Origin of the sequence: Delftia sp. ZNC0008, from assembly GCF_000799035.1 — a bacterium.
In the GTDB taxonomy this organism is placed as follows: domain Bacteria; phylum Pseudomonadota; class Gammaproteobacteria; order Burkholderiales; family Burkholderiaceae_C; genus Comamonas; species Comamonas tsuruhatensis.
The window spans coordinates 1-15231 of the sequence record NZ_JTKZ01000969.1; the positions used below are offsets into that span (position 1 = coordinate 1).

Annotated in this window: 18 protein-coding genes, 1 tRNA gene and 1 pseudogene; 11 read left to right on the plus strand and 9 right to left on the minus strand. The window is 64.7% G+C overall.

The genetic code is table 11. From position 1 onward, the window contains the following. Nucleotides 1-851: pseudogene (locus L995_RS31000) on the plus strand (SWIM zinc finger family protein); the annotation flags it as partial. Further along, on the plus strand, nucleotides 848-1153 hold the full coding sequence (locus L995_RS31005; protein WP_047475352.1) for a hypothetical protein: 306 nt from the start codon (nucleotides 848-850) through the stop codon (nucleotides 1151-1153). The pseudogene L995_RS31000 and the gene L995_RS31005, both read left to right, overlap by 4 nt. On the opposite strand, the gene L995_RS31010 is transcribed toward L995_RS31005, so the two are convergent. After that, a complete protein-coding gene (locus L995_RS31010; protein ID WP_016451625.1) occupies nucleotides 1138-1965 on the minus strand; it encodes an isocitrate lyase/PEP mutase family protein in 828 nt (275 codons plus the stop codon). The genes L995_RS31005 and L995_RS31010 overlap by 16 nt on opposite strands. Before the next feature lie 310 nt (nucleotides 1966-2275). Between L995_RS31010 and L995_RS31015 the strand changes: the two genes are divergently transcribed. Together L995_RS31015 and L995_RS31020 are read left to right on the plus strand one after the other, a co-directional pair. Further along, the gene (locus L995_RS31015) at nucleotides 2276-3337 is read left to right on the plus strand and encodes a helix-turn-helix domain-containing protein (RefSeq protein ID WP_047475355.1); all 1062 of its coding nucleotides are present in this window, start codon (nucleotides 2276-2278) and stop codon (nucleotides 3335-3337) included. A 135-nt stretch (nucleotides 3338-3472) separates the two neighbouring features. Then, on the plus strand, nucleotides 3473-3799 hold the full coding sequence (locus L995_RS31020) for a hypothetical protein (RefSeq protein WP_016446204.1): 327 nt from the start codon (nucleotides 3473-3475) through the stop codon (nucleotides 3797-3799). An 83-nt stretch (nucleotides 3800-3882) separates the two neighbouring features. Here the strand turns inward: L995_RS31020 and L995_RS31025 are convergent. Then, nucleotides 3883-3956: transfer RNA gene (locus L995_RS31025), tRNA-Gly, on the minus strand. A 1095-nt stretch (nucleotides 3957-5051) separates the two neighbouring features. On the opposite strand from L995_RS31025, the gene L995_RS34945 reads away from it, so the two are divergent. The 5 genes from L995_RS34945 to L995_RS31040 all read left to right on the plus strand — a co-directional run bounded on the left by L995_RS34945 (nucleotide 5052) and on the right by L995_RS31040 (nucleotide 8574). Next, entirely contained in the window at nucleotides 5052-5132 is an 81-nt protein-coding gene (locus L995_RS34945) for an IS3 family transposase (RefSeq protein WP_354004185.1), read from the plus strand. A gap of 152 nt (nucleotides 5133-5284) precedes the next feature. Further along, on the plus strand, nucleotides 5285-5788 hold the full coding sequence (locus L995_RS31030) for a GNAT family N-acetyltransferase (RefSeq protein ID WP_016447197.1): 504 nt from the start codon (nucleotides 5285-5287) through the stop codon (nucleotides 5786-5788). Nucleotides 5789-6230: 442 nt separating this feature from the next. Continuing rightward, entirely contained in the window at nucleotides 6231-6767 is a 537-nt protein-coding gene (locus L995_RS32640; protein ID WP_082001667.1) for a cysteine hydrolase family protein, read from the plus strand. Between the two features lie 170 nt (nucleotides 6768-6937). Further along, on the plus strand, nucleotides 6938-7075 hold the full coding sequence (locus L995_RS34115) for a hypothetical protein (RefSeq protein ID WP_193726258.1): 138 nt from the start codon (nucleotides 6938-6940) through the stop codon (nucleotides 7073-7075). 710 nt (nucleotides 7076-7785) lie between these two features. Beyond that, on the plus strand, nucleotides 7786-8574 hold the full coding sequence (locus L995_RS31040) for a class I SAM-dependent methyltransferase (RefSeq protein WP_017403885.1): 789 nt from the start codon (nucleotides 7786-7788) through the stop codon (nucleotides 8572-8574). A 36-nt stretch (nucleotides 8575-8610) separates the two neighbouring features. Here L995_RS31040 and L995_RS31045 read toward each other — a convergent pair whose 3' ends face one another. The 4 genes from L995_RS31045 to L995_RS31060 form a co-directional block, all read right to left on the minus strand. Further along, the gene (locus L995_RS31045) at nucleotides 8611-8892 is read right to left on the minus strand and encodes a hypothetical protein (protein ID WP_016447192.1); all 282 of its coding nucleotides are present in this window, start codon (nucleotides 8890-8892) and stop codon (nucleotides 8611-8613) included. Nucleotides 8893-8991: 99 nt separating this feature from the next. After that, nucleotides 8992-9240: a hypothetical protein gene (locus L995_RS31050; RefSeq protein ID WP_047475362.1), complete on the minus strand. Its 249-nt coding sequence runs from the start codon at nucleotides 9238-9240 to the stop codon at nucleotides 8992-8994. Beyond that, nucleotides 9237-9419 (minus strand): hypothetical protein, encoded by a 183-nt coding sequence (locus tag L995_RS31055; protein WP_016447190.1) that lies wholly within the window; start codon nucleotides 9417-9419, stop codon nucleotides 9237-9239. The genes L995_RS31050 and L995_RS31055 overlap by 4 nt, the downstream gene beginning before the upstream one ends. Nucleotides 9420-9619: 200 nt before the next feature. Next, nucleotides 9620-9841: a hypothetical protein gene (locus L995_RS31060; RefSeq protein WP_017403888.1), complete on the minus strand. Its 222-nt coding sequence runs from the start codon at nucleotides 9839-9841 to the stop codon at nucleotides 9620-9622. Nucleotides 9842-10363: 522 nt separating this feature from the next. Between L995_RS31060 and L995_RS31065 the strand changes: the two genes are divergently transcribed. Continuing rightward, entirely contained in the window at nucleotides 10364-11554 is a 1191-nt protein-coding gene (locus L995_RS31065; RefSeq protein ID WP_047475383.1) for a COX15/CtaA family protein, read from the plus strand. Further along, the gene (gene cyoE / locus L995_RS31070) at nucleotides 11551-12456 is read left to right on the plus strand and encodes a heme o synthase (protein WP_016447188.1); all 906 of its coding nucleotides are present in this window, start codon (nucleotides 11551-11553) and stop codon (nucleotides 12454-12456) included. The genes L995_RS31065 and cyoE overlap by 4 nt, the downstream gene beginning before the upstream one ends. A 72-nt stretch (nucleotides 12457-12528) precedes the next feature. On the opposite strand, the gene L995_RS31075 is transcribed toward cyoE, so the two are convergent. The 3 genes from L995_RS31075 to L995_RS31085 form a co-directional block, all read right to left on the minus strand. Then, nucleotides 12529-13065, minus strand: a complete 537-nt coding sequence (locus tag L995_RS31075; protein WP_012205888.1) for a response regulator transcription factor — start codon at nucleotides 13063-13065, stop codon at nucleotides 12529-12531. Nucleotides 13066-13094: 29 nt separating this feature from the next. Beyond that, complete coding sequence (locus L995_RS31080; protein ID WP_047475365.1) at nucleotides 13095-14396, minus strand: ATP-binding protein; 1302 nt, start codon at nucleotides 14394-14396, stop codon at nucleotides 13095-13097. Between the two features lie 113 nt (nucleotides 14397-14509). Further along, entirely contained in the window at nucleotides 14510-15223 is a 714-nt protein-coding gene (locus L995_RS31085; protein WP_047475367.1) for an SURF1 family protein, read from the minus strand. Nucleotides 15224-15231: the final 8 nt, after the last annotated feature.

Genomic DNA, 15231 nt, shown 5'->3' on the forward strand with positions numbered 1-15231 from the left:
AGCGCGTGGCTCCCCTGCTGGCCGCGCTGTGGATGCTGCTGCGCGGCCTGGCCCAGCAACCCCTGCCTCGGCCCCTGCAGGAGCTGGCTGGCGTGCATAGGCGCAGCTACCGGCGCGTGCAAGGCCTGTGTCTGCATGCCGTGGCGGCCGAGCTGTGGCTGGCGCGCGGAGGGCAGCGCGGTTTTTCGGTGCACTTGCAGGATGCGGCCAGTGGCCGGTTCCTGACCTGGTCGGCATCGCGCGCTGAGGGCTTTGATCCGCAATGGGAGCCTGCCCAGGCGCTGGAATCGGAAACCCTGGGCGGCCTCACGGCAAGGCAGCTGCTGCAAGGTCCTCATGTGCTGGTGGACGGCTGGGTCAGCGACGACGGCCGCCTTTCGGCACGGGATGCCACCCGGCTGGTGGCGGCCCAGGCGGCCGGCCCCTTGCCGGGGGCCGACGACCCCCAGGTCCTGCTGCGCCGCCATCTGCAGGAGCTGCATGCAGACCCCTGGCGCCAGCAGCCGCCCTTTTGGGCGCGATGGCAGGTGAGCGGCAGCGGCCTGCCGCAGACTGACCTGCTGCTGCAGCGCTGGACGATGGAGCTGCAACCGCAGCTGCCAACCTCCGGCCCCGTCATATGCCTGGCCGGTGATCTGCACGGCATGCAGGGCAGGGCGGGCGAGGCCCTGCGCCGGGAGCTGGCGTGCGGCCGGGTGCTGCAGGAGGTCTTTGGCCGCGTGGAATTCGTGGCCGGGCGATTGCAGATGGCCGTGGCATCGGTGCGCTGGCGGGACAGTACGGACTGGCACCATCCCAGCACGGCCTGGAAGCCGCCGCCAGCGCAGGGCAGCAGGGAGAAACAGCCATGAGCACGGCACCTAACGAAAGCGCCGAGGCGCCGCTGTGCCATTGGCTGGCACAGGGCCAGGTCTGGCTGGCCGATATGCAGGCCGCAGGCCTGGTGGGTGCCGGCGCACCGCTGCTGGCCGCAGGCCGGGCCTGGGCCGATCAGGCCGCACTGCTGGGCTGGTCCGCCCTGGCACGGCAGATGGACGGCGTGCTGGACCCGCAGCTTGCGCCGGTGGAGCGCGCGGCCGCCCTGCTCGATATCGCGGTCTGGGTCATGACCGCGCAGCGGCTGCAGGCCGCTGCGGATCAGTCCTTGCCCTGAAAAAAGCCATTGAGCTCGGCGCCCGGCGTGGCCTGGGCGAACGCGTCGAAGCGCCCCGTCTCGGCAATGGAGCGCGCCGCATGCAGAAAGCCGCCCCAGGCTGCGCGCGCCAGTGCGCCGCCCACGCTGATGCGGCGCACGCCCATGGCCTCGGCATCCTGCAGGCTCCATTCGCTGGCCCCTCCGATCAGCAGATTCACCGGCTTGGGTGCCACGGCCGCCACCACGGCACGGATCTGCTCGGCGCTGCGGATGCCGGGTGCGTACAGGCAGTCCGCGCCGGCCTCGGCATAGGCCTTGAGCCGGGCAATGGTGTCGTCGAGATCGGGCCGGCCCACGAAGAAATTCTCCGCACGCCCGACCAGCAAGGTGCTACCGCCTGCCTCGTCGATGGCAGCGCGGGCGGCGCGCAGCCGGGCCACGGCGTCCTCGATGCTGCGCAAGGGGTTGGCAGCATCGCCTGTCGAATCCTCGATGGACAGCCCTGCCACGCCGGTGTCCAAGGCCATGCGAACGCTCTCTGCCACCTCCTGCGGACCCAGGCCGAAGCCGCTTTCAAAGTCCGCGTTCACGGGCAGGTCGGTGGCCGCGACCAGGGTGCGCAGATGCGCCAGGGTCATGTCGCGCGAGATGGCGCCATCGGGCCGGCCCAGCGACCATGCATGGCCCGAGCTGGTGCTGGCCAGCGCCTTGAAGCCCAGGCCCTGCAGCATGCGGGCGCTGCCGGCGTCCCATGGATTGGGCAGTACAAAGCAGCCTTGGCGGTGCAGGGCCCGGAAGCTGGCACGTTTTTGTTCGGTGGTAGGGGTCATGGAACACTCCGTTTTGACTCTTGAGAAACTCAAGCATTGATTCTCCAAGGCCTGTGAACGCTATCCACCGCCACAGGCTGAATGGCTGCTGGACCTGCCGAGGCACCAACTTCTGCGCATCTTCCTGCATCACTGCCTGGGTTGCATCTTGACGGGCTACCGTTCGTCAGTTCGATTCGCCCCAGCACACATTGCGTTACGATGCCGCGGCTCTCAAATGAAAGCCGTCCTGGGCGAGTGTGTCGCAACGCCTTGGCTGCTATCGGAGGGACGGCTTCACCACGGCATTCTTTTGCCCAGATCATTCGACATGCAGACTCCGACCTCAGCCCTGCCGAGCACCACCTTCACCACCGAGCAGTGCCTGGAGGCGGACAGGTTCGACGCTTGGCGCAGCGGCATCTCTGTACTGTTCGATGTGACCCCGCTGGAGCGCGGTACGGTGCGCGGCGGCTTCCACGCCTCGGTAGATGCAGTCCACTTGGGACAATTGCTTTTGGGAGACCTGCGCTTCGGTGCACAGCGCTTTTCGCGCGGACATGCACGCGCGGCCCATGACGGGCTGGACCACTATCTGGTGCAGTGGTACCGGGGAGGCGGCTTCACAGGGCGCTGTGACGATGGTCACGAGCTGACGGTGCAAGCAGGTGATGTGGTCTTCTTCGACATGGCTCGCTGCCAGCATACCGTTGCGGACGACTCCCATGTGCTCTCGTTGATCGTGCCCCGCAGCCTTGGCGACCAGGCAATGGGTGCATCGAGTTCAGGCTTGCACGGAACCGTGTTGACCCGCAGCAGCATCTTCGCCGGGCTATTGGCAGATCATCTTTGCGCTCTGCAGCGACGCCTGCCTTCCATCGGCCTGGAGCAGGCTGACGACATAGTGCATGCCACTACCCAGATGCTGGCGGCCTGCCTGCGCCCCAGTCTACGGACGGTGGCCGAGGCTCGGACTGAATTGCAGGCAGCAATGCTGGACCGTATCAAGCGCCATATCGCGCGAAACCTGGCTGCTCCCCTCTCGCCCGAGCTGCTTTGCCGGTGCTTCGGCATCTCACGTCACCGGCTTTACCACCTTTTCGAACCTTTGGGGGGTGTGATGCGCTATGTGCAGCAGCGACGGTTGCAAGAGGCCTTCCATGCCCTGTCAAACCCTGCCTACCGACGCCTGCGTGTCGCCGAGGTGGCCGCGCGCCTGGGCTTTGCCAGTGAGGCCCACTTCAGCCGCGCATTCCGGGCCAAATTCGGCCACACACCCAGCGACATACGCGCCATGGCGAATTCCACACGCGCGGCATGCATCAAGCCTCCTTCCGGGACCACTCCCGCCACCGTGGAGTATGCGGACTGGCTGCTTGGGCTCATGGCCTGAGTGCCGGATGGATGGTCTTGCCCCAGGCTGACGCTCGGTCGAAAACGTCAGGGGCTTCTGCATGCAGGATGCTCTAATAGGGCGGCCGCAAGCCACGGCCTGGCTTGTTTCCGAAGACCCACTCCCTTTTCGCATATGCATCTTCTGCAGCGTTGTAGCTTTGTCTTTGCCTGTCTTGCCCTGCCGGCATTCGTTCACGCCGCAGACTTCGACAAGAAAAACTGCACCTACAAAGGCATCCGCCTCTACGGCAAGGTCCAGCTCGTGCAGTCCTTCCCCGACATCAAGGTCCAGGCAACCAGCTCTTTCCCGGACCTCAAGGTCAAGGTGGTGAACTCCTCCGCAGACCGTTGCGGAGAGTGGCAGATCGTCACCTCTTTCCCTGACTTCAAGGTCCAGATGGTCAACTCCTTCCCGGACCTGAAAGTCGAGATGGGCAGTTCATCGCCTGGCGTGCGATAGCGCCCCGGCGCCGCTGCGGCGGCGCCTGCTCCTCAGTCCAGAGATTGGCCCGCGCGCGCAAATGAAGAGTGCGCGAGGAAAGCTGGAGCGGGCGATGGGAATCGAACCCACGTCATGAGCTTGGGAAGCTCAGGTCCTGCCATTGAACGACGCCCGCCTTGGTTGAGCCATTGTCGAATCATGCATTTCTTCGCTAGATGCTTGTTTTCTTGAGACTTTCACGGCGCGTTTGCCGCAAAACCTCAACTTGGCACCCAGCGAAATCTATCTGCACCTGCAACCTTGGCGTAGGTTCGGGAGTAGGTTTTTGCCTCCTACGTCGCTGGCAATAGAACCGGCGCCATGACTCTGGGTGAGATTCTAGTGCTATTCGATTCGCGGTCTGCAAAGCAGCTTCAGCCAGGCTCGCACCTGCTCGTGAAGGGGTGCGATGAATTGCGATAGGTCAACTCCCAATCGCACAAAACACGGGCCTACCGCTACAAACAGCTCTGCTGGCCTGATGAAGTAGGTGAGGCTCGGGCACTGGCCCGAGATAGCGCTTTGCAGAGGCTGTCTCAGTTCAGGGAGACAAGCGCGGGGGTAGCGCAGGAGTTGATCCGGTCACTGCCCGTCGCAAGGCAGCACTGGCCAAACATGGTCCTGCCGTATCGTCTAAGGTGCGTGCGCTGCTGGAGGGTTTCCGCGATCACCTTGCGCGGAGCGCTCTGGCGCGAATGCTGGGCGAGGTACCAGAGCTTGCCTGGACAGTGCCGCGTGACGTGACCTGTGTCCAAGCTTACGACGTACTCGATAAGCGACGAGACCCTCCCACGGCGGCCAAGCAGCTGCGGGCACAGCTGGGGCAGGCGTGGGACTGGGGCTCGATGCAGGAAAGATCGGTAGGGAGGCGCCGAACTGTTGGCGTAGCCTTCTCAAACGCCAGCTGTGTTCCAAGGGGAAAACCGCCGGGGGGAAGCATGTGGGGTTTCGGCGCCGGGTGCTGTCCCAGGCGGAACCGCGCAAGCTCCTGTCGTGTCCCCGGACGAATATGTCGCAGAGCGCGCTGGATGGCCAGCCCACTGACGTGCATGGTGGCCCGATAGGTTCCGCCCGGCTGTTTGTCATAGACGTTAGTGGCGATGGGTTCGGGTTTCGTGGTCACGATGCCGGTCCTTTCTGCTGCCGCAAGGGCTTGTGGCCGGTCATTTCGAGGTTTCCTTTCTGAGAGGGGCAGTCGCCGAAGGGCAGGGCATCGTCGCGGTGGTGGTCTTTGGGCAACTACCAATGCATCAAGCTCATGCTAGAAGGCCTGAGTCCGGTGCAGTACCGAAATCAGGCCTTGAGCCGCTAACTTCCAACCGTCCAACTTCATGGGGTCAGTTCAAAGCGGGCTTCGTCGTTTCAATGGTGCACTTGACAAGGCTGTAGGGTGCAAGCGCGCTGCCGGGCTTCCGACGGATTCCTGGGCTGGCTACACTTTTCTCTCCACAGAGAAGGGAAGTCATGGGCACAGATATCTACGTTTCGACGCTGACCGCCGATCTGGAGCAGCAGTTCATCGACGCGGTCGGACAGAGCCGCAAACTGCACGCTCCATGGGTTTCGCCGCCCAGCACGGCACAGGAGTTCCAGGGCTACCTGGCTCGCGTGCAGGAACCGTCGGGTGCGGCATTTGTGATCTGGGAGTGGCGCAGCGATGGTTTTGCCGGGGTCGTGCAGATCACGAACATCCTGATGGACCCGTTCCGCTCTGCCCATATCGACTTCTTTGCATTCTCGGGCTTCGAAGGGAAGGGCCTGATGAAGGAGGGCCTCGCGCATGTCGTGAAGCAGGTCTTCAGGACTTCGAAGCTGCATCGGCTGGAAGCCAACATTCAGCCTGAGAACAAGGCAGCCATAGCACTGGTGAAGTCCTGTGGTTTCAAGTTGGAGGGGTTGTCGCCCGCATTCATGAAGGTCGGTGGTCGCTGGCGAGATCACGAACGCTGGGCGCTGTTGTCCGCGTAGTCGCTGCCGGATCCGTCAGCGCCTGGGGGTTCTCCATCAACTGGTCTCGCAAAGGGCGCAGCAACTTGTCATCCTGGGAAGTGACGAGACGTCGAAGAAGGTGAAGCACACCGAGGTGCAGACAAGCCCTATCAGCGGGCTTGTTCTTGCCTGACGTCTCCCCCCGAAAACAGCTGGACAGCGTCCGGAACTACAGGGGCGAGATCTGCGGCGCGACAAACGCAAAAAAGCCGCATAGGTGCTGAGATGACAGGCGAAGGCGCTCGTTACAATGGAACTCCATGGTTCACTGCACTCTCACCACTATCACCTCCACGACCGCTTCCTGCGGACCGTGTGAAGTGCCGTGAGTCCCAGTTGAACCACTTCCCAGGCCCGCCAGCGATGGACAGGGCCCTTTTTTTGCCCTTGCGTCGCCGGCACCACGCAAGGAGTTGCATTCATGTTTGCTCTGTTAGTCCTCGATGTTCAGGTCGGCCTGGTCCGAGGGCCTGAACCCATGTGGCGCTGCACCGAGGTGCTGGACACCATCAATACCTTGATGGCACAGGCCCGCCGTGCGGGAGCGCCAATTTTTCTGGCTCGTCACATCGGTCCCGTGGGAACGCCCATTGGCCCAGGCAGCCCACTGACCCAACTCGCACCCGAACTGCAACTGGACGGCAGTGAGGTTGTGTTCGAAAAACACCGCCCAAGCGCCTTTGCAGGCACCGATCTGTTGCAGCAGCTTCAAGCACGCAACGTGACCGGCCTGGTCATCACCGGCATGAAGACTCAGTACTGCGTGGACACCAATTGCCGGGTCGCTCGCGATCTGGGCCTTGATGCCGTCCTTATTGCGGATGGACATACTTGTGCCGACACCCCCCAGCTTGCAGCGCAGAAGATTGTGGAACACCACAACGCGACGCTGGAAGGGGCGTTTTGCGCGGTCATGCCCGCAAACGCCTGGGATTTCTCGGCACCGGTTCACACCTGATCTGCGGAGTCCGCCCATATTGAGGCACACGCGAGCGATTGCAGCGCCATTCGTCTTTCAGACCACCGGGCCATGGGCCAATGCCGACGGCCTGGTCCTGCCTTGCGCTGATTCCCTGACCTGTGCTTGTCCGACAAGGGCGTGCCTGGGCGGCACCCATGCTTGAGGCCATGAACACACCTCCTCCCAACACCCCTGGCCAAGTGCCCACGTCGTCGTCCCGCAACCGGTTCGCCACCAGGCGGACCATGTACATCGCCGCAGCCGTCGTGGCCGTGGCGCTGATGATGGTGTTTGCGCCCTGGTAGGCGCGATCCACTGTCATGGTCCCGCCCATGCCCGAAAGGGCATGAGAAAGCCCGCCATTTGGCGGGCTGTCGTTTTGGGGAATCGCTTGCCTCAGTGCGCAGGGTGCGCCGTGGGTGCTTGCGCCGTGGGGAGTCGGGCCAGCTTCTGCGAGCAATCGCTGCACACGTGCCACGCATGGAATTGGCGGGCGCCTGTGGCGGGCTTTTCCTGTTCGCACTGCATGCAGAAGACGGCGGGGGCCAGGTCCAGGAGCCGGATCGGCTCTCTGCCTTTCTTGGGACTACGCATAGCTCTCCTTCAAAGTGTTGCTCCTCGGTATCCATTGGGCGCCGGGTTGGAAAAGGCGGTCGTCAGCGGGCGCGCCAAGGCGCAGCAGAAGCCGGCGCCATCGAGGGTGCGGGTTCAACTTACAGCCAGGCCGTCTCACGGTTGTGACTTTTGCATGACCGTGTGGGGAAGGCGCCGCAGCTGTTTGACAGCGTGCTTCGGGCAACCCTAGAATTTTTGCTTCCGTTCCTGCGACCATTGCGAGCCTGACATGAACCTGTGACGCCTTCGGACCTTCGTCCGACCAATCCCCCGAAGCCCTTTGCCGGCCGACGGCGGACGCCTGCGTCACCTCCTGCCTGTTCGTTGATTGCTCTGCGTTTCCTGAACGCAACCCGGCGTCGCCGTGCGGCCTCCTTTCGGAATTTTTGAAAGAGTGCCCATGACGGAATCCATCGATATCCTTGCCCACAACACGGCCGCCTGGAACCAGCAGGCTGCCAAGTCCTGCGACTGGTCGCGCCCGGTCGACAGCGCCGAAATAGCACGGGCCCGCGCCGGAAGCTGGCAGGCGCGGCTCACGCCAGGCCCCTTGCCTGCCGGCTGGCTGGATGATGTACGCGGCCTGCGCATCCTCTGCCTTGCCAGCGGCGGCGGCCAGCAGGCGCCCATTCTTGCGGCAGCGGGCGCCCAGGTCACCGTCTTTGACGCCTCAGCCGGCCAGCTTGCGCAGGACCGGCATGTGGCCGAGCGCGAAGGCCTTGCGCTGACCTGCGTGCAGGGCGATATGCGCGATCTGGGGGTCTTTGCAGACGCCAGCTTTGATGTGATCTTTCACCCCATCTCCAACCTCTACGTGCCCGATGTGCGGCCCGTGTGGCGTGAATGCGCGCGGGTGCTGACGACGGGCGGGCGTCTTCTGTCCAGCTTCTGGAATCCGGTGGTCTTCGTGGAGGACCGTGATCCTGCATTGCGCGAGCAAGGACTCGTGCGGCCCGCCTGGCGCCTGCCGTATTCCGATGTGGCGGATTTGCCGCCCGAGGCGATTGCGGCCAAGCGCGAGCGCAACGAGGCCCTGGTGTTCGGCCATACGCTGGCCGATCAGATCGGGGGGCAGTTGGATGCGGGGCTTGTGCTGACGGGCTTCCACGAGGACTGGCAGCCCCACGCCCGTTTTGTGATCGAGAAGTTCGTGCCGACCTTCATTGCGACACGTTCGATGAAGGTCTGAACGCGCTACCTACGGCCTGGACCGGCCTTGCCGCGCTCAGGTGCGCAAGGCCGGTATCCAGGTCTGTTGCTGGGCGGGTTCTGCCACGGGCTGCGCCGGTTGCGGTCGGGGAGCAGGGCCTTTGGCCTGGGGCGATGGCTGGGCCTGCCGCACCTGCTCGGCGCCGGACTTGGCCAGCAGCAGCATCACGGCCATGCAGATCAACGTCAGCAAGAGCACCACGCAGATGGGGCCCAGATCCACGGAGGCGATGTCCAGCCCCTTCAGCGACTGCCAGCGTTCTGAGCGTATTTCCAGCGGTTCTTCGGGATCGGCCATGACACCTCCACTGCGTTGAGTGTGCCTCCATGCTAGGCGCAAGTGAGCATGCAAACAATATGGGAACTTCGCCAGGATGCGAGGGTATACCGCAGGCAGCTACTTGACCCACATCAATTGCGCCGCCACGGCCAGGGCGATGGCCAGCAGCACCAGCAGCACCAGCCTTGCCACGATGGTGACCGCCTTGCGGCGCGCTGCTTTGCGAGTGTTGCGCGGACGAGGTGGGGTAGGCGGCGGCTGCGTGGCATCCAGGGCTGCAATTCTTTCCAGCCAGTCCTGGGTTGTTGGCAGGGCAGTGGCGGGCGGTGACGAGGACGAGGACGAACCGGGCTTGCCGCGGTTCATGGCTCCAGCTCCTGCCGCATCTCTTCCAGCACCTCCAAGGCGCCCTGGATCATGGCCTGCCTGTGCTCCAGCGCAGCCTTCTGGGTCTGCAGCCGTTCCAGCTGCTCGGCTACCTGCGCCTCGTCGGCCCGCAGCTTCTTCAGCCGCTCCTGTATGGCCTCCATTTCCGGGGCGCTCATCTGCCAATCCTCCAGCATGCGAAGGGCGTGGCACGTGGCCCGGTCCCTTCTCACAATTCACACGAATGCCGGCAATTATCTGTGCGTCTTAGCGACTGGCTATGAATGAATTGATATAGATTGTCATCGGCTGGCGCAGAAGGGGGCCGAAAGCTTGCCGCTGCATGCGCACGGTGCTGCGTAGATCAGAGCAGCGCAGTTCAATGCGCGAGGAATTTGAGAAAGATCCGCCCCTGCCGGGTTCTGACCTCGGTCCCTTCGATAAAGCCCATCAGTCTGGCCGAGCCGTCCATGGAGTACAGCGCCGGCCCATCGATGCGGTAGATGAGCCTGGTCCCGCACCGGACGAATTCATCGCCTTCGACACGCCCGATTTCGTGTCCGCGCCCATCAAGCACAGTCCACGAGCGTCCTGCAATCATGGCCTCACCCGGCGGTTGCCGGTCCCCAAGTGAAAGCGTCAATCTAAGGAACGCTGGGCGTCTGAATCTGAGCGAATCTGAGCAGTTGTGCAAAGCCGGGCCACCGATGCCTCGGGTGGCACCCTGCGCAAATTCGTGTGCGCCCGGCCCAAGCCGCATCACGCCGGCCAAAAGAAGCTGGCTGCGGTCTAGGGGCACTGCGCGCTTGGGCGCTTGAGTGGTGCGCAGGCAAGTAGAATTGTTTCATATCAAAGACATGCTGCTCTGAAAGTTGCAGCGACCGGGCCCGCTTGGCGGGCCTTGTGCATGGGGCGCCGTCCCGCAGCCTGTATCTGGGTGCATGTCCTGATTCTCTGTGGGCCCGGCCTGCGATCCAATCTCGCGCATGGGGCTGAGCCTTCTCGTCAAATTGCTCTCATTTATGAAGTTCTGCTGTCGCCAACCGGATGCGCCTGTGGCATTGCCTTGCGGCTTGCCTGGGGTCGGTTCCGTCCGGTGGACGCTGCGCTGTGGAGGGCGGAGGTGAACGAGCAGGCGCTGTACGATCTGGCCCCCGTTCTGGAGCTGATGCTGCTGGGCCTGTTGCTGGCGCTGGGACCCTTGGCCTGGGTGTGGCTGCGCAACCGCAACGGTGGCTCGCTCAAGCGGCTGCAGGCACTGTCGGTGCTGACGCTGTTTCTGACTTTCGACCTGGTGCTGTTCGGCGCCTTTACGCGTTTGACCGATTCCGGCCTGGGCTGCCCTGACTGGCCGGGCTGCTATGGCAGCGCCAGCCCCATGGGCGCCCGCGCGCAGATTGCCGAGGCGCAGGCCGCCATGCCCACCGGGCCGGTGACGCATGGCAAGGCATGGATAGAGATGGTCCACCGCTATCTGGCCACCACCGTGGGCGTGCTCATCATCGCCATGACCATCATGGCCTGGCGGCGTGCGCGCCGCCAGGGCAGGGCGGGTGGCGCCCAAGGCGTGGAAGGCGCACGGCGGGGGGCCATGAGCCCCTGGTGGCCCACGCTGGCGCTGTTCTGGGTCTGCCTGCAGGGTGCCTTTGGCGCCTGGACCGTGACCATGAAGCTGTTTCCGGCCATCGTGACCCTGCACCTGCTGGGCGGCACGGGCCTGCTGGCCTTGCTGTGCGTGCCCGCCGTGGGGCTGAGCCGGGAGGCACGCCAGCAGCAGGCAACGGTGATTTCCCCGGGCCTGCGTGCTCTGCTGTGGCTGGGCCTGGGCTTGCTGGTGCTGCAGGTGGCACTGGGTGGCTGGGTCAGCACCAACTATGCGGTGCTGGCCTGCAGCAGTTTTCCGACCTGCCAGGGCAGTTGGTGGCCGGCCATGGATTTTTCGCAGGCGCTGCAGATCTGGCGTCCGCTGGGCCTGCTGCAGGACGGCAGCAACATCAGCTTTGCGGGCCTCACGGCCATCCACTATCTGCACCGCCTGGCGGCCTATGTGGTGGTGGCTGCGCTGGCCGGGCTGTGGTGGCGTTTGGGTGAAGTGCCCGCACTGGCGTTGCAGCGCCGCGTGCTGGGTGCGTTTTTGGTGCTGCAGGTGCTGACAGGCCTGTCGAACGTGGTGCTCGATTGGCCGCTGGTGGCCGCGGTGCTGCATACGGGTGGCGCAGCCGCGCTGGTGACCGTGATTGTTTGGTGCCTGGCGGCCAGTCGCCCGGGCACGCTGCGGGCCGGGTTGCCGGTTGCCCGTGGAGAGATTGCATGAGTAAACAAGCTTCCCTGAGTGTCGAGTCCTCACGCTGGACGCAGTTCTATGCCCTGACCAAGCCGCGCGTGGTGCAGCTGATCGTGTTCTGCGCGCTGATCGGCATGGTGCTGGCCGTGCCGGGCTGGCCCAACGCCGACCAGTGGCTGCACATGGCGCTGGCCTGCCTGGGCATCTGGCTGGTGGCGGGCGCCGCAGCGGCCTTCAACTGCCTGGTGGAGCGCCATATCGATGCGCGCATGAAGCGCACCTCCTGGCGGCCCACGGCGCGCGGGGAGCTGACCAGCCAGCAGGCCCTGGCCTTCTCGGCCATCCTGTGCACGCTGGGTGCGCTGGTGCTGCTGCTGTGCACCAATCCGCTGACCATGTGGCTGACGCTGGCCACCTTCGTGGGCTATGCCGTGATCTACACGGTGATCCTCAAGCCCGCCACGCCGCAGAACATCGTGATCGGCGGCGCCTCCGGCGCCATGCCGCCCGTGCTGGGCTGGGCCGCGATGACGGGCCAGGTCGGACCCGAGGCGCTGATCCTGTTTCTCATCATCTTCCTGTGGACGCCTCCGCATTTCTGGGCGCTGGCGCTGTACCGCGTGGAGGACTACCGCCAGTCGGGCCTGCCGATGCTGCCCGTCACGCATGGCAGCGAGTACACGCGGCTGCAGATCCTGCTGTACACGGTGATCCTGTTCGCAGCCTGCATGCTGCCCTTCATGTACGGCATGAGCTCCTGGCTGTACCTGGTGGTGGCCGTGGTGTTGAGCGTGGGCTTTTGCGGCTATGCCTTCGCGCTGTGGCGCAATTACTCGGACGAGCTGTCGCGCAGGACTTTCCGCTTCTCGCTGGTGCATCTGAGCGTGCTGTTCCTGGCACTGCTGATCGATCACTACCTCTGGCTGGGCTGATGGCCTGAGGGCCATGGCCGCGCAATGACAAACCGGGCCCTTGAGGCCCGGTTTGTCTTGGTGCCTGCCGTCTTACTTGATCTGCCGCTTTTCCAGCTTGCGCGCCAGCGTGCGCCGGTGCATGCCCAGGCGGCGTGCGGCCTCGGAGATGTTGAAGTCGCTCTCGGCCAGGGTTTCGTGGATGTGTTCCCACTCCAGTGTCTTGATGGAAGTGGGGTTGCGCGACAGCTCCACGTCGGTGCGGCCTTCGAGGCGGCCGAAGGCGGCCTCGATGTCGTCGGTGTTGGACGGCTTGGCCAGGTAGTGGCAGGCGCCGAGCTTGACGGCCTCCACGGCCGTGGCAATGCTGGCATAGCCGGTGAGCACGACGATCAGCGCCTCGGGGTTGTGCTGGTGCAGCATCTGCACGCAGCTCAGGCCCGAGGCATTGCCGGCCAGCTTGAGGTCCATGACGGCGTATTGCGGCGAATGCGTCTGCAGCAGCTCGCGCACTTCCTCGGCGCTGGCGGCCTGCAGCACGCGGTAGCCGCGCCGCTCGAACGATCGCGTCAGCGTGCGTGCAAACGTTGCATCGTCTTCAACCAGCAGCAGGAGGCGGGAGCTGTCCATGGGCGATTCGGGTTCCTGTGGGCGCCGCTTCAGGCGCCGGGTTCAATGGCAATCGATGACAGGGGCAGGCGGATCTCCACCTCGCTGCCCCTGGGCGGGGTGTTCCTCACCTGAACGCGTCCGCCCAGCGAGCGCGCCACGTTGAGCACCAGGAACAGGCCCAGTCCGCGGCCCGGGCGCTCCGTCTTGGTGGAGATATGGCGCTGGCCCAGCTGCTCCAGCACGGCAGGTGCAAAGCCGGGACCCTTGTCGCGCACGGTGATGCACAGCATGCCGGTGCGCACGGACAGGTGCAGCGCCACATGGCCGGGAGATGCCTCGGCGGCATTGTCGAGCACATTGCAAACCATTTGCTGCAACGCGGTATCCGAAAGAATGGGGAAGTCCTCTTCGGCCTGGACATAGTCGAAACGCTCCACCGCATGGCGTGACTGCCATTGGGCGACCACTCCATCCATGAAGGCATGCAAGGTCGTGGCCTGGGGCGCGTCGGCGCGGGTTTCGCCGGCCGACATGAGCACGCTGGAGACGATGGATTTGCAGCGCAGCAGCTGCTGCTGCATCTCCTGCAGGTCGGCGAGCAGATCGGGATCTTGCGTGATGGCGGGCATGCGCTGCCAGTCGCCCAGGATGACGGACATGGTCGACAGCGGCGTGCCCAGCTCGTGCGCCGCGCCCGTGGCCAGCAGGCCCATGCGCACGATGTGCTCTTCCTCGCTGGCGCGCTGGCGCATGTTGGCCAGCCGCGCGTCGCGCCGTCGCAGGTTGGAGACGATGCGGCGCAGGAAGACCACCAGCAGCACTGTGGTCAGCCCGAAGCTGATCAGGATGCCGCTCACGTACAGGCCGGGCAGCCCGTCCGGTCCCGCCGCGCCAATGGGCAGGGGCCAGTGCACGATGGCCAGCACCAGGGTGCACAGCGAGGTGCTGGCGACGATGATCCAGGCGTGCACGGGCCTGAGCAGCACGGCGCCCAGAATGCCCTGCAGCAGGAACAGGTAGATGAAGGGATTGCTGGCGCCGCCGCTCAGATACAGCTGTATGGCCAGGGCGAGCACGTCGGCCAGCAGGGCCAGGAACAGGTTGCGCGCCGAGATCTGGCGGCGGTGGCTGCGGTACCAGTAGATGTAGCCGAGGTTGGTGAATACGCTGGCCATCAGCACCAGGGCCATGGCCGGCAGCGGCAGGTTGATGCCGAAGCCGTAGTGCACCAGGGAGATGGTGATCACCTGCCCGACCACGGCAAACCAGCGCAGCTGTATCAGCAGCTGCATGTTCTGGCGTTCGGTGGTGCGCTCGACGCGGAACAGGGACTCTGAAGGCGAATTCACGCGGGCGATTGTGCGCTACCGCAGGCAGCCGTGGCGCGGCAGGGTCTTGTAGAGGACTGAAGAAAAAGGGCCACCGATGTCATCGATGGCCCCATTGCCTGCGCAAGGCGGTTCTATGGCTTGTCGGCCGGCTGCCGGTCATTGCGCCTGACCAGCCAGGCGGCACCGACCACCATCAGCGCCAATCCGTACCAGGTCAGTGCGTAGACCAGGTGGCTGTTGGGAAAGCGGATCACGGTCATGCCCGGGCGCGGCCAGGTGCCGTCCGCCACGGGCTGGCCCGGCAGGCCGGCGTCGATGAAGTAGGGGGCAGCATGGTCCAGGCCCTGGGCCTGTGCAATGGCCGCCACATCGCGCGAGAACCAGCGCTGCTGAGCAGGATCGTTCTCGCGCAGAAAACCGCCGCGCGGCTCGCTGATGCGCAGCAGGCCGGACACCGTCACCTGGTCCTGGGATGCCTGCCCGGGCTGCGCCTGCCAGCGTGCGCGCTGCTCCGTGGGGATGAAGCCCCGGTTGACCAGCACCTGGCTGCCATCGTCCAGCTGCAGCGGCGTCAGCACCCAGAAGCCTGCTCCCAGCTCGGTCACGGCCTGGGTCAGCACGGTCTTGCCTGTCAGCCATTGGCCGCTGGCCTGCACGGCGCGGTATTCATGGTCGGCGGCCGTGATCTGCGGCCATTCGGCGGGCGGGGGCAGGGCAGCGGGTGCGGCGTGCACGCGCTGCTCCACGCGCTCTATGAGATCCAGCTTCCAGGCGCGGCGCTGCACCTGCCAGCTGCCCAGGAAGATGAAGCCCAAAAACAAGGCGATGCCCACCGAGATGAGCATCGCCTGAG